Annotated in this window: 14 protein-coding genes; 8 read left to right on the forward strand and 6 right to left on the reverse strand. The window is 48.8% G+C overall.

What is annotated here, in order from left to right:
* Positions 1-15 precede the first annotated feature (15 nt).
* Positions 16-672, reverse strand: coding sequence for a GTP cyclohydrolase I FolE (gene folE, locus N7E60_RS08110; RefSeq protein WP_069587112.1), 657 nt, complete (start codon positions 670-672; stop codon positions 16-18).
* 360 nt (positions 673-1032) lie between these two features.
* Between folE and N7E60_RS08115 the strand changes: the two genes are divergently transcribed.
* The 5 genes from N7E60_RS08115 (at position 1033) to N7E60_RS08135 (ending at position 5143) form a co-directional block, all read left to right on the forward strand.
* Complete coding sequence (locus N7E60_RS08115; protein WP_069587111.1) at positions 1033-1854, forward strand: phosphate ABC transporter substrate-binding protein; 822 nt, start codon at positions 1033-1035, stop codon at positions 1852-1854.
* 76 nt (positions 1855-1930) lie between these two features.
* Positions 1931-2842 carry a phosphate ABC transporter permease subunit PstC gene (gene pstC, locus N7E60_RS08120; protein WP_069587109.1) on the forward strand — a complete coding sequence of 304 codons (912 nt, stop codon included), beginning with the start codon at positions 1931-1933 and terminating at the stop codon, positions 2840-2842.
* A gap of 3 nt (positions 2843-2845) precedes the next feature.
* Positions 2846-3691 (forward strand): phosphate ABC transporter permease PstA, encoded by an 846-nt coding sequence (gene pstA, locus N7E60_RS08125; protein ID WP_269597104.1) that lies wholly within the window; start codon positions 2846-2848, stop codon positions 3689-3691.
* Between the two features lie 18 nt (positions 3692-3709).
* Positions 3710-4465, forward strand: coding sequence for a phosphate ABC transporter ATP-binding protein PstB (pstB, locus tag N7E60_RS08130; protein ID WP_069587106.1), 756 nt, complete (start codon positions 3710-3712; stop codon positions 4463-4465).
* Positions 4466-4702: 237 nt separating this feature from the next.
* Positions 4703-5143 (forward strand): META domain-containing protein, encoded by a 441-nt coding sequence (locus N7E60_RS08135; RefSeq protein ID WP_269597106.1) that lies wholly within the window; start codon positions 4703-4705, stop codon positions 5141-5143.
* 30 nt (positions 5144-5173) lie between these two features.
* Here N7E60_RS08135 and N7E60_RS08140 read toward each other — a convergent pair whose 3' ends face one another.
* The 3 genes from N7E60_RS08140 to N7E60_RS08150 form a co-directional block, all read right to left on the reverse strand.
* Complete coding sequence (locus tag N7E60_RS08140) at positions 5174-6730, reverse strand: CHASE domain-containing protein (protein WP_269597107.1); 1557 nt, start codon at positions 6728-6730, stop codon at positions 5174-5176.
* A 266-nt stretch (positions 6731-6996) separates the two neighbouring features.
* A complete protein-coding gene (locus N7E60_RS08145; RefSeq protein ID WP_069587103.1) occupies positions 6997-7191 on the reverse strand; it encodes a DUF4250 domain-containing protein in 195 nt (64 codons plus the stop codon).
* Positions 7192-7276: 85 nt separating this feature from the next.
* Positions 7277-7948, reverse strand: coding sequence for a hypothetical protein (locus N7E60_RS08150; protein ID WP_269597109.1), 672 nt, complete (start codon positions 7946-7948; stop codon positions 7277-7279).
* Positions 7949-8180: 232 nt separating this feature from the next.
* Between N7E60_RS08150 and N7E60_RS08155 the strand changes: the two genes are divergently transcribed.
* Entirely contained in the window at positions 8181-9389 is a 1209-nt protein-coding gene (locus N7E60_RS08155; RefSeq protein WP_269597110.1) for a GGDEF domain-containing protein, read from the forward strand.
* Between the two features lie 5 nt (positions 9390-9394).
* Here N7E60_RS08155 and N7E60_RS08160 read toward each other — a convergent pair whose 3' ends face one another.
* Positions 9395-10615: an MFS transporter gene (locus N7E60_RS08160; protein ID WP_269597111.1), complete on the reverse strand. Its 1221-nt coding sequence runs from the start codon at positions 10613-10615 to the stop codon at positions 9395-9397.
* Between the two features lie 99 nt (positions 10616-10714).
* Between N7E60_RS08160 and N7E60_RS08165 the strand changes: the two genes are divergently transcribed.
* Both N7E60_RS08165 and N7E60_RS08170 read left to right on the forward strand, forming a co-directional pair.
* Entirely contained in the window at positions 10715-11593 is an 879-nt protein-coding gene (locus tag N7E60_RS08165) for a LysR family transcriptional regulator (RefSeq protein ID WP_269597112.1), read from the forward strand.
* Between the two features lie 218 nt (positions 11594-11811).
* Entirely contained in the window at positions 11812-13890 is a 2079-nt protein-coding gene (locus N7E60_RS08170) for a YgiQ family radical SAM protein (RefSeq protein ID WP_269598566.1), read from the forward strand.
* A 78-nt stretch (positions 13891-13968) separates the two neighbouring features.
* Here N7E60_RS08170 and N7E60_RS08175 read toward each other — a convergent pair whose 3' ends face one another.
* Positions 13969-14124 carry a hypothetical protein gene (locus tag N7E60_RS08175; protein WP_158011253.1) on the reverse strand — a complete coding sequence of 52 codons (156 nt, stop codon included), beginning with the start codon at positions 14122-14124 and terminating at the stop codon, positions 13969-13971.
* Position 14125 lies beyond the last annotated feature (1 nt).

Below are 14125 nucleotides of genomic sequence, written 5' to 3' on the forward strand. Positions count from 1 at the left end.
TACGCGTCTCGCTTACTAATTGATACCGTGCAAGAATTCAGCGCGCGTCGCGGCATTCTTTTTAAACTGACCACCTAACGCTGTGGTAGTTGTTTCACTGTTCGCATCCATCACCCCACGCGATTTCACACAATAGTGTGTTGCTTCGATACGAACGGCGACATTGTCGGTTTCAAGTAAGGTTTGCAATGCCACCAGCACCTGACGCGTTAAGCGCTCTTGTACTTGGGGACGTTGAGCGAAGAAACGAACAATGCGATTAATCTTGGATAGCCCAATCACTTTCTTATCCGGTAAATAGGCAACCGTTGCGCGCCCATCAATGGTCACCAAGTGGTGCTCGCAGGTACTGGTGACTGAAATATCCTTCACACGTACCATCTCGTCGCAACCCATCTTGTTTTCAATCATGGTTACTTTAGGGAACTGCGTGTAATCCAAGCCCGAGAAGATCTCGTCCACATACATCTTTGCGATTCTTGCTGGTGTCTCCGCCAAGCTGTCATCAGTCAAATCAAGATCAATAGATTGCAGGATTTCACGCATGTGAAATTCAATTTTTTCTTTTCGTTCTGCCGCAGACAACGCTGACTTTGCTGTCATCGGTGTCTCAATACCACGAGCAACCAGCGCTTCCTGAACTTTTTTTGCAGCATCGCTCAATGCCATGATGGATTCCTTTTAGGTCTGGCCTAAGTTGTTCTTTTCAGTACACACATTGCCCGCGAACGGATCAGTGCTGTCATTTAATAGAAGAATAACGTTAATCATTTAAAAATACACCTTGTGAATACTATGGCTTTTACTACTTGACCCATAAATGCGCACTTAAGTGTCAAGCCAAGTGAACACGGGAGGTTTGCATGTCTGATTCATTCCACAAGGTCTGTTTTTTTCTTTTCGATGTGACGTCAAATCGGTTGGCCGTCATCAAGGCTTCAAGTTAATGAAACATATTTGTCATGTTTCTTTCCTAAAGTGCCTCTCGTTCGAAACAACAAACCGCGACTCATCGCAAATAAGGGATACGATATGAAATCTAAGGTCTTTGGCGCCATCGTGATGGCAGGTGCCATGTTCTCTGCCTCAGCAAGTGCACAAGAAACTGTTTCAATCTCTGGCTCAACGTCAGTAACCGAAGTCATGGAAGTGTTGGCTGAAACCTATCATCAGCAACACCAAGACACCTACATCGAAGTACAAGGCACGGGTTCGTCAGCAGGTATCAAAGCCGCTAAAAACGGCACCAGCTATTTCGGCATGGCTTCTCGCGAGTTGAAAGCCTCTGAAAAAGAATCGTCACTTAAAGAAACTGTGATTGCTCGCGACGGCATCGCGGTTGTTGTCAATAACGCCAACGGCGTCAAAAACCTCACTGCTGACCAAATCGCTAAAATATATCGTGGCGAAATTACCAACTGGTCAAACGTCGGTGGCGAAAACAAACCTATCGTTCTGGTGACACGTGACACAGCTTCAGGCACGCGTGGTGCATTTGAAAGCATCATGGGTCTGAAACGCAAAGTGAACGGCATGAAAGTGTCAGCGATTTCACAAAAAGCACAAGTCGCAAATGGTAACGGCGTCGTGAAGACCATTGTCGCCAACAACCCACTCGCGATTGGCTATATCTCGCTAGGCTCTGTGGATGATTCCCTAAAAGCACTGAGTGTAGACGGTCATGCACCGACCACTGAAGCCGTGGCAGCCGGTGACTACAAGGTCGCACGCCCTTTCTTAGTACTTCATAAAGAAGGCACTACCTCAGCAGCCGCAGACGACTTCCTCAACTGGGTACTGTCTGCTGATGGCCAGAAGATTGTTGCAAACCAAGGTTATATCGCTGTTAAGTAAATAGATTTTTGGCCCAGCAAATGGCTGGGCCTTCTTTTGTTACATCCTTAGCCATTTTTGGCATGGAGTTGTTATCATGACCATCGCATCCGAACAGGTAAATAATGTCTCGGACTCGAGTCTCACTAAACGCACTCGAGTTGACTGGCGAGAAAAGATTTTTCACGCCTTGTTTTTATTCAGTGCCATTGTAGGCGTGTTATCACTTGCCACCATTGGCTACTTCATTTTCCGCGAGAGTATTCCTGCACTCTCTGCCGCTGGCTTCACCGATATCGTCTTTGGTAGCGAGTGGCTTCCGCCCGCGCTCTACGGCATTGCGCCCATGATTGTGGCGTCATTGGCCTCCACCGCAGGGGCTGTCCTTTTGGGTGTGCCTGTCGCCGTACTCACCGCTGTCTTTATCGCAGAAGTCGCACCGAAATGGCTCGCCAACATCATCCGCCCGGCGGTTGAGCTCCTCGCAGGCATTCCATCGGTGGTTTATGGCTTCTTTGGTCTGGTCATCATCGTCCCGTTGATCCAAGACATCTTTAATGTTCCAGCGGGCAACACTCTGCTTGCCGGTGTCATCGTGTTGGCCGTCATGATCTTACCAACGGTTATTACGGTGTCTGAAACCTCACTACGCGCCGTACCTCGAGCCTATAAAGAAGGCTCTCTCGCACTTGGCGCATCATCGATGTTTACGATTTTTAAGCTGCTTGTGCCTGCTGCTCGCTCCGGGATCATGACGGGTGTGATTTTAGGGATCGCACGTGCATTGGGTGAAACCATGGCGATCATTATGGTGATGGGTAATGCCCCAGCGATGCCAGAAGGGATTCTCGATTCCGCGCGTACTCTTACCGCCAATATCGCATTAGAAATGTCTTATGCCACGGGCGTGCATGCCAGTGCCCTGTACGCGACCGGTGTCGTCTTGTTGATTTTCATTATGTTACTCAACGGCGCGCTGCTTTACCTGAACCGCGAGAAAGCGAGATAAGTTATGTTGTCACGTCAATTACAAGATAAATTAGCTTTAGGGTTTATTTGGACAGCAGCAGGTTTAACCGTCGGCTTTCTGTTCTGGATAATCTGGTACATTCTGAGCAACGGCCTGCAGTATGTTGACTGGTCATTTATTTCCAGCGACTACACGCGCATTGGTGAGTCATCCGGGATTTGGCCGATGATTGTCTCCACCATCTATATGGTACTGGCCTCGATTACCATTGCGGCACCACTGGGGATCATGACCGCGATTTACCTCACCGAATATGCGAAAGTGGGCAGTAAGCTAGTCAAAGTCATCCGCTTTTGTACCGAGTCACTGGCAGGCATTCCTTCGATTATCTTTGGTCTGTTTGGCCTCACGTTTTTTGTGGCGGTACTGGGGCTCGGCTTTTCGATTCTCTCCGGTGCCTTGACGCTCAGTATTTTGATCCTTCCGGTAATTATCCGTACCACTGAGGAAGCTTTAATGGCTGTTCCTCAAACCTATCGCGAGGGGTCGTACGGACTCGGGGCGTCCAAAATCTACACCATTTGGAAGTTAATCCTGCCCAGCGCGATGCCAGGGATTATCACCTCAATCATTCTGAGTGTGGGGCGCGTGATTGGCGAGTCTGCACCTGTTTTCCTCACTGCCGGTATGGTGGCGCGTATCCCTGATACATTGCTTGATTCAGGACGCACGCTTACGGTGCATTTGTACAAGCTCACGCAAGAGCTTTACACCGTCCATGAGTGGCACCAAGCCTACGCCACTGCCACCGTACTGATTGTTGTCGTGCTGGTTATCAACATGCTAACCAAACTCATTGCACGCCGATTCAATAAAGCGACTTATTAACGCATTCTGAGGCCCGACATGAACAAATTTGAAATCAATGATTTAAATCTTTATTACGGTAACGGTGAAAACCACGCGCTTAAAAGCATCAACTTGCCCATTCCTGCTAAGCGTGTCACTTCGCTAATTGGCCCTTCAGGTTGTGGGAAATCAACACTTTTGCGCTGCTTGAATCGCATGAACGATTTAATTGAAGGTGTCCAAATTGACGGTCGACTCACCATGGATGATCAAGACATCTATGGCAATATCGATGTGGCTGGCCTTCGGATTAAAGTGGGCATGGTGTTTCAAAAACCTAACCCCTTCCCGATGAGCATTTACGACAATGTCGCTTATGGCTTACGTGCTCAAGGCATTAAAGATAAAAAGCACCTAGATGCCGTGGTTGAAAAATCACTGCGTGGCGCAGCATTGTGGGATGAAGTGAAAGATCGTCTCAAGGCCCATGCTTTTGGGCTTTCTGGCGGTCAGCAACAGCGCCTATGTATTGCTCGCACGATTGCGATGGAGCCAGAAGTGATTTTGATGGATGAACCCACCTCTGCCCTCGATCCTATCGCGACGAAAAAAATTGAAGACTTAATGGAGTCACTAAAACAAGACTACACCATTGTCATTGTGACGCACTCCATGCAGCAAGCCCGTCGTATTTCCGACCGCACTGCGTTCTTTTTGATGGGAGAGCTGGTGGAGCATGATGAAACTGCCACGCTCTTTGCACAGCCACAAGATGACCGAACGCGAGGCTATGTGAACGGTGATTTCGGTTAAATACGTCGCTGCCAACAAAGTGTCATAGAGTTGTGATTAACTAATTAGGCACTTGTTTGCATCGGTTTCTAACTCCAAACATAACGATAATAATTCACGCGATGGTATATCTTGGCCCCTCTACCGGGGCCTTTTTTTACGCGGAACAAAAATAGACAAGAAATTGACATTGATGCATCACTTCATTGCCACAATAAGACCCATCAGGTCACCTCTCCCGTGTAGGAGGAAATCATCATGAAAAAAGTGTTATTAGTCGCTACGTTGGCGAGCATCGGTGCAACCGCTTGCAGCAACGATTTCACCGCTGGCCCGTCAAACCAAAACGCGATCACCGTTGAGAATATCGCTCAAAAGTGGCAGTTGGCGATGGTCGATGACCAAGCCATTAATGCGGAAGAGGCACCAACCCTTACGGTTAGCACTGATATGGTCGCGAGTGGTTATACCGGTTGTAACCGCTATTTTGGTAATGCCCAGCTCGAAAACAGCCGTTTTCGTATCGACCGGATGGCGAGCACACGTATGGCATGTGCCTCTCAAGCGATGGATATGGAATTCACAGTCAGTGACGTACTCAACAACTGGAGTCAAATCAACATAACCGACAATCAGCTAACACTTACTAACCATAAGACGACGCTGACGTTTAAAACCGTGCAAAGCAACACGCCATAGATAAACCGAACGGCGCCTTCGGGCGCCGCTTTATTCTATCTCCATCCAATGCCAGCGTTCTGGTTCATCCGCTCTTGCCCGAGCGAGGGCTATCTCCCCGTAAGAGCACATTCTCGCCACCGTCATTTGCTCGTGATCACTCAGCGTTACCCCACCGACATAAACGTCGACTAACATGGCACCCTCTTCCCGTTCAAACGGTAGCTGCAAGCGTTTTACCGTCAGTAAGCACTCCTCAGCCAGTCGCTGGGCGCCCTCTGTGCGCGGTAGTATTGCGACAAATTGGCTGCCACTGTATCGGCATAACAAATCACCCGGGCGCTTCAGCATATTGTCTAATGCTTCTGACAGACGGCGAAGTACTTGATCGCCGGATAAACGGCCATACTTTAGGTTGTAATCCGATAAACGCTCAACTTCCACAATCATTAAACTCAGCGGGGTTTCTTCTCGCAGTGCTCGCTGAATCTCACGTTCTAACTCCGCTTCAAAATGGCTGCGATTATACAGTCCGGTTAAACCATCACACTTCGTCATCGACTCGAGTTTGGTGTTTGCGTCTCGTAATGCACGGGTTTTCTGATCAACCTGTGCCTGCACGGTTAAGGTTCTCTGTTGTAGTCGATAGAGCAGATAGCTGATGATGATAAAAATGATGGTGCCTGCAGCGAACACCCAATAAGGCATGTAGGACTGGCGTGCTTCCACATACTCAGCGGTTGGATATCCTTCCACTTGCCACTCTCTGCCTGCGAAAAATACCGGGAGTGACTGCTGGGTTAACGTCTTGTTCACCGGTGAACTGAGAGTGGCTATTTCGCTATGCAAAAGCTGAGGGTTTCGCTCATTGGTAATATCATTAAGTGAGAAGTTAATCCCATCATTAATCACCGTATTAATCGCGAGATTAACAAGCTCTCCAATATCAATGACCGCGACTAAAAAGCCGCGAAGGTCACTCGTCTCTTCGCCACTTAACTGTTCTGGGTCACGGAGAATCGGCATAATCAGCAAAAAGCCCTGTACGCTGCCATACGCCCTTTTGACCGTCGTCGCAGGCGTTGCAACAGGCACTCCGGTGTTGAAACTGGTTTTAAGCGCTTGGCGAGTCACGGCAGTCGATCCCATATCATATCCAATCACCGACTGATTACTGCTCGCGCTCGACGTAAAACGGATAGGAAAGTACATGTCTCTTCGCTGAGCGGGGATCAATGCTCCTGTCTCATCAAACTCAACAATATCCGTTCTCTGTTGAGAGCCTTCTTGCATCGCATCTTGAACATAGTGCCGTCGTTGATGATGCATCACTATATCCACCCACTCAATCGACTTAAAACTTAGGTGACGCTCCAATACACCTGATGTCATCGGTTGAAAGTTGCGTGCACTGAGGCGATGGCCCGCATCAAAATGATTTTTCACTGCGTACAGCAACTCGAGACCAAGGTTGACTTCCCTGCCCAGTGCCATAGCAGCATTATTGACATCTTTTTGGACTTCTTTGCGAATCGCATTTTGCTCAGACTGGAACAGCAAATGTCCAGTCAGCGCAGAGAAACCTATCCCCACGAGGACTGTTATCACAATGATGCTCCAAGCGCGTCGCGGCATTCCAAACGTCCTTCTGTCTGTATCCTGTTGCCGAGAATTCGGCCGCTTTTATATAAAATTTCGCCACATTAAGCGTAGTGCTTCACAGCTCGGGCGATCAATTTTTTAACAAAAACAAAACAATTGTCACGAATAAGGTCAGCGCACTTTGAACAGAATGCTAATCAAGGAAGACAGAAAAGGCCCACTCCAGGTCTGGGTGAGCCTTCGCTAAAACGGTGAGTCACTAAAACAATCGGTTATTTCAATTTCAATTGGTTGGTTAGCGGATCGTACTCACAACCAATGTCGTTAAATTTGTCTCGGATTTGCTCATCGTCTAGGTCGAAATGAGCCATCAATGATTCAAGGCTATCGCACTCTAAACGCAAACGTTCATTCGCAATACTGAAAAATATTGCCCCATCCAAACGATGAATATTGTTGATGTCCATAGTGGCCGCTCCTTTTCTCAGCTGAACCCGTTGGGTCAACAAAGCTCGGTTTAAAGTATAGAAACACTCGAGGCCACTCGCCAAATCATCCCATCACAATGGTGTTTAGGCTAACACTGGCAGCAAACAAAAAACCAAACCCAATCATTAAACGCCACCATGCAGGTTTGGTGTTTTTGAGCAAATGCCAAATGGATGCAGCAATACCCAACAAGCCTAATCCAACCCCTGCAAATAAGGCATTAATATTCAAAGTGGTGAATGTTGTGAGCGATGCTGCCACAGCAACCAGTAATACCGTGGCCATCAAGGCCAGTACGCTCGCCAGAGGCAATAAGTTATCAAACGCTTGTAAGCGTGATTTGGCTCTGACTAAAAGGCCGTGTCCGGCACTGGCTCCCAGAAGGACTATTTGCAGCAAGCCAAATACAGCGACCATCCAGCCCTGACTCGCCGTAATGATTAACCATGCAACACATGCCGTTAAGTTTGCGACATGTAGCAAAGGAATGGGACCGGAGTGACGCGTTTTGCCCGTTTTTGATCGAAACGCAAATAAGCCTAAAAACAGAAAGGGTATAGTGGCTAAAAAGCTAGATGGAACCAATATCACCCATGCGAACACCAGCACCCAATATGCACGGTGGAAACGGCCTCGCTGGCCCGGACAGATTTCACCTTTGAGTAATGCCAACGACAAGACCAGTTGCGCACCCAAAATAGCCGAAACGAGGGAAGGAGCAACATACGCGTACATAGAAACAACACCTTATGGCGATCAATAAAAAACCCGCAACTGTGACTACTTCTTACGGTAAATAACTGGCGGGATCACATTAGATTGAATAAATACTGTAAATATGTACAACAAACTGGAAGGTTTGCGCACAAACACCACACTTATGACAATTGAAAACGAATCAAAACAACATCGCGATCATAACAAAAATAGGCGCGCTACCGGAACCTTTGTACACGCAGGAGCAGACATGAGCGCAATGACTGAAAACATGAGTCATGTTGTCTATAAGCTTCAAATCTCCTTTCTCGAGCTTTGGAGCGCAAAAAAGCATGCCAATAGCTTTAACAATACTCGCAGTACCTATTTGCGTAGTCGCTTGTGTGTGCTTTGCTATGTGTGGGCGGCGCTTACCATCGCTTGGTCTCCCGCAGACTTTCTTTTTCTCGGAGACAAAACGATCGCGGCGCAACTTTCCGTTCAGCGCTTGATTCTTGCCGCGTTCCTGATTGCGATTGGCTTTTCAGTCAATAAAGTGAATAACCTTAAAGCGGCCAAGCTGGGCGTGATGGCGATGGTCTGTGTCACCAACCTTTTTTATTTCTCAGCCAGTCATACATTAGGCTTTCCATCTGAGAACAGTGTTTTTTCATACAGCTACACCCTATTGCCCATTATCCAAATAGTCATGCTGACGATTTTCCCGCTCACCATGAAAGAGAGCTTAACGCTGATGAGCGTCACCCTCGCCTGTCATTTGTGGGTGGACTCGTTTAGCGGTGTATTGCTCAATCCGGATAATATTTCGTCCTACTGGCTACAAACAGTGATTGCCATGATGGTGTTATGGTCACAGCTCTCACAGTTGCATATGATTCTCAGGTTGTATCGCCAAGCCACGCTGGATCCGCTGACCGGTATTTATAACCGCCGAATGCTTCTGCAACTAGCGATGCGCGCCTTAGCGATCAGTGAAGACAGGCACTCTCCTTTCTCGGTCCTATTGCTGGATTTGGATAAATTTAAACGTATCAATGATAAATGGGGACACTACGCGGGTGATGTAGTTTTGCAATCCTTCACTCGTGCCGTGCAAGAGCGACTGCGCAAGTCAGATATTTTTGGTCGCTTTGGCGGTGAAGAGTTCATCGTTTTTCTTCCCAAATGCAATGTCGACAGCGCACAGCAGATTGCAGACCGATTGCTGAATGAAATTCGCGCGATGGATGTGTTTATTGACGAAAGAGACGCGCCTCTGAAAGTAACGGCATCAATTGGCATTTCCAGCTATCAAACTGGCGATACCCTATCTTCGTTAATTGAGCGGGCGGATTGCGCACTCTATCAAGCGAAAGCAGAAGGTCGCAACTGTACGCGTCAATATCAAGTCGGCCAGCACTGTCCCAACGATGCCAGAGAAACGGCAAGCTATATCAATAGCGCCCTAGAAACCAGCTAGTGCCATTAATGGCTCAACGCCGTTTCTGATGAAGAGGCGGCGGGTTTGCTTTTTCCCGTTGACTTGTACAGCGCAAGCACAAGTGCCAGTACAGCAAAACCCAAGCTGCACGCAGCGACCACCACACCTTCCCAAGCATAATGTTGCCAAGCGGCAATCAGGTAAAAGCCACCTAAGCTACCACCAGTGTAGTAATGCACCAGATACAAGGCCGTTGCCGTCGCTTTACCCTGATTGGCTTGTCGGCTTACCCAACCATAAGCGAGAGAGTGAGTGAAAAATGCCCCGCCACTAACCACCAGTAATCCAACAATCATCCAAGTGATGTCATGGTGTAAGGTCACTAATATGCCCAACATGGCAACAATAGTGCCAAATGCCATGCCACGAATCGCACCGAACCTAAGTACCCAGCGTCCACTCAATCGTGATGTAACGGTGCCCGCGAGATAACAGATAAAGACCGATGAAACCAAACTCACCGGCAATTGATAAGGCGGCGCCACCAGCCGGAACGCCATTACCGAAAACAAATTGACGAATAACGCAAAGTTAATACCGCCAATTAACATAGCTAGCCACAACCTTGGAGTACGAAGATGGGATAGCACGCCTCGCGAGTGAGTCAATAACGAGGTATTCCCTTGGGTAAAGTATTGCTGACGCGGCAATAGTTTCGTCACCAAGGCGACGCCCAACAAACTCAATACCGCCATTCCTAGCACCGCCCCTTGCCAGCCCCACCAATCGGTCATCATTCCCCCCGCAACGCGTCCGGATATCCCGCCAAGAGAGTTGGCACTGATATAGCTGCCTACCGCGATCGCAAACGCTTTAGCAGAGAATTCTTCAGCCATATACGCGACCGCAACCGCGGCAAAGCCACCTAATGCTGCGCCCATCAACGCCCGTAACCCAACAATCAACCAAAAGCTGTTGGTTGCTGCCATCAGAAGGCCGATCGCAGGGAGCATCCAGAGGCTGACTAGCATAATCGGACGGCGTCCGAGTCGTTCGGACAATACCGCCCACGGGACGAGTGAGAAGGCAAGACCTAAGGTCGCGGCAGCCAGCAACCAGTTGGCACGGGTTTCACTGATCCCATCGTTGCTCGCAAATACTGGCAACATCGGCTGAAAGAGATATAAGTTGCAAAAAATAAGGAAGGAGCCGAATGCCAGAGCAAAGGCCGTTAATCGGTAACGCGATGAGCCAAGCTCAATCATGACAACCTCATCATCTCATTAAGTTGTGATCATGCTAGCAACGGCAATGGGATTAATAAAATATATTAAATTTATATTATCCATATCTATTATTTATACATGGACATTAAACAGCTGCGTTACTTTATTGCTGTCGCGGAGGCTGGGAGCTTTACCCACGCCGCACAGCAGCTTCACATTGCGCAACCTGCGTTGAGTATCGCGATCAAAAAGCTTGAACACCATCTTTCTATGCCCCTTTTCGTACGTAGCGAGAAGCGGATTCAGCTAACGCAAGAAGGCCAAGTGCTGCTCACTCATGCGCATCGTGTGGTGCAACAGATGCGCGATACGTCCACCGCAATGGATGAGCTGAAAGGGTTGCAAAAAGGCGAGGTTCGGATTGGTGTGCCCGGAATGCTAGGTTCCTACTTTTTTCCGGACTTATTGATGGGGTTTCGGCGACGCTATCCTGACTTAAAGTTAACCATTATCGAAGCTGGCACCCACTCGTTGCGAAAGATGCTACTGGAGAGTGACCTAGATCTGGCGGTGATCACCGCCAGTGATGTGCCCTCATCGTTAGAAACCATGCCCCTCATTTCCTCGCAAATGGTTGCAGTGGTCAGTGAGGAACACCCACTTGCCGGGTACCAAACCCTCGACTATCAGACCTTTTTCGATCATGAGCTGATCATGTTTCGCCCCGGCTATTTCCATCGTGACTATTTGGATCATATTTGCCATCAATACGCGATACGCCCCAAGCTGTCTTTGGAAACGAATTTGCTGGCGATGATTTTAAACATTGTGCGTCATGGCGTTGCGATTAGCGCATTGCTTGAGATGGTAACCGAGCACGAGCATGGCATTGTGGGGATCCCATTCACTCAGCCGATTAACCTCGATATCTCAATGGCATGGCGTAAGGATGGTTATCTGTCTTTGGCTGATCGTGCCTTTATTGATTATGTAAAAACCCACAACCCCTCCACGTAATAGAGTACCCGCTGGGATCATTTGCCCCTATACTCCATGCAGGAATACCGCTAAAATCGCCGGCTAATTTATCGCCCGTCTTGGGGTATCACACATCCTCAAGGCCTCTGGGCTGACCAAGAGACGATAACGTGACACCAACTGCTATTTACGATTACACCCCCTACTGGGCCGCTTGCTTTGGACCGGCGCCTTTCCTGCCTACAACCCGAGAAGAGATGGATATACTCGGCTGGGACAGCTGTGACATCATCATTGTGACCGGTGATGCCTATGTCGATCACCCCAGCTTTGGTATGGCGGTGATTGGTCGCGCGCTTGAAGCACAAGGCTTTCGAGTCGGGATCATTGCGCAGCCTAATTGGCACAGCAAAGATGACTTTATGGCATTGGGGGAACCAAATCTGTTTTTTGGTGTTACCGCGGGCAACATGGACTCCATGATCAACCGCTACACCGCGGATAGAAAACTGCGTCATGATGATGCCTATACGCCTAACAATGAAGGTGGAAAGCGCCCCGATCGCGCTGTACTCGTATACTCACAGCGTTGTCGAGAAGCGTACAAGCAAACACCGATTGTACTGGGTGGCATTGAAGCGAGTCTGCGTCGCCTTGCCCATTATGATTATTGGTCCGATAAAGTCCGTCGCTCAGTATTGTGCGATGCGAAAGCCGACATTCTGCTGTTTGGCAATGCGGAACGTGCCTTGATTGAAGTGGCTCACCGTCTTTCGCGGGGCGAAGCACTGGCTGATATGACACGGATCGCGGGGACAGCCGTGATGATGAAGCATCCCCCAGAAGGCATGGCCGAAGTTGACTCAACGCGCATCGATAAGCCGGGTAAAGCCATGGTGATGCCGAATCCTTATGCCACCGAAACGCAATGTGAAACCAATAAGAAAGCAGAACCTGACACGGTAAAACCGATCACGATTCGTCCTTCTCGCCACGATGCGAAAAATACCTATGTGCGTTTGCCATCATTTGAGAAGCTCAAAAACGATCGTATTTTATACGCCCATGCCAGTCGCGTGATGCACTTAGAAGCCAACCCCTATTCAGCGCGGGCACTAGCCCAACAACACGGCGATCAGCTGCTTTGGATTAATCCACCTCCCGTGCCACTGACTACCGAAGAAATGGATTACGTGTTTGGTCTTCCTTATGCACGTGTTCCTCATCCTAAATATGGAAAGGCGAAAATTCCCGCCTACGACATGATCAAAACCTCGGTAAACATTATGCGTGGGTGTTTTGGCGGATGCTCATTTTGCTCAATTACCGAGCACGAGGGACGGATCATTCAAAACCGTTCGCAAGCCTCGATCATTGAAGAGCTCAACGATATTCGTGATAAAGTGCCCGGCTTTACCGGCACCATTTCTGATCTCGGTGGGCCTACCGCGAACATGTATCGTTTAGGCTGTTCGGACCCGAAAGCCGAGCGAAATTGTCGGCGACCGTCTTGCGTGTTTCCTAAAATTTGCGACAAGTTGAACACGGATCATCGTCATACGATTGATTTATATCGTAAAGCTCGTCAAGTCGAAGGGATTAAAAAAGTCTTGATCGCGTCAGGCGTCCGGTACGATCTCGCGATTGAATCGCCCGAATACGTGAAAGAGTTGGTCACCCACCATGTTGGGGGTTACCTCAAAATCGCCCCCGAACACACCGAGAAAAACACCCTCGATCTAATGATGAAGCCGGGGATGGGCGCCTATGAGCGCTTTAAAGCCCTGTTTGAAAAATACAGCAAAGAAGCAGGAAAAAAACAATACCTTATCCCCTACTTCATTGCCGCACATCCCGGATGTACGGATGAGGATATGGTGCATCTAGCATGCTGGCTGAAAGAAAACGACTTTGAGTGTGATCAGGTGCAGAACTTCTACCCATCACCGATGTGTAATGCCACCGCGATGTATCACTCTGAGACCAACCCACTGAAGCGAGTGAAGTATAAAAAACGCGAAGATCTCATCGTCGCCAAAGGCGAGCGTCAACGTAGACTGCACAAGGCACTGTTACGTTACCACGACCCTGCTAACTGGCCACTGATCCGTGACGCTTTGGTGCGTATGGGTAAAAGTCACCTTATCGGTGACGGCCCTAAATGTTTGATTCCGGAAGAAGACGCCCCTGCTAAAGTGGGACGTCAGCGCCGCTCTGGACGTCATGGCACCCAGCGCTTTGCGACCAAGCACCCAAATCAACCCGACATTCGTCGCCCCAGCGGTAAAAACCGTGCGTCGGCCACTACCAATAAGCCGTCTCGCAAGCGTAAATAACCGTTTAGCGACAGGATAAAAAAACGCCCCAACATCTCGCGATGGGGGCGTTTAATCGTTTGCCGAGCAAATGGGTGATTAACGAAATAGCTCAGCGCCAATAACCAGCAGCGCAAGCACGCCCGCAATACCCCCGACAACCCACGCGATTTTCTTTTGCGTGCCCTCATCAAGGTACTGTGCCGCGGTGATACCAACCAAAACCAGCAAGATGATAACAATCGTTTTAAGCATC

Source organism: Salinivibrio proteolyticus (assembly GCF_027286365.1).
GTDB classification, from domain to species: Bacteria; Pseudomonadota; Gammaproteobacteria; order Enterobacterales; family Vibrionaceae; genus Salinivibrio; species Salinivibrio proteolyticus.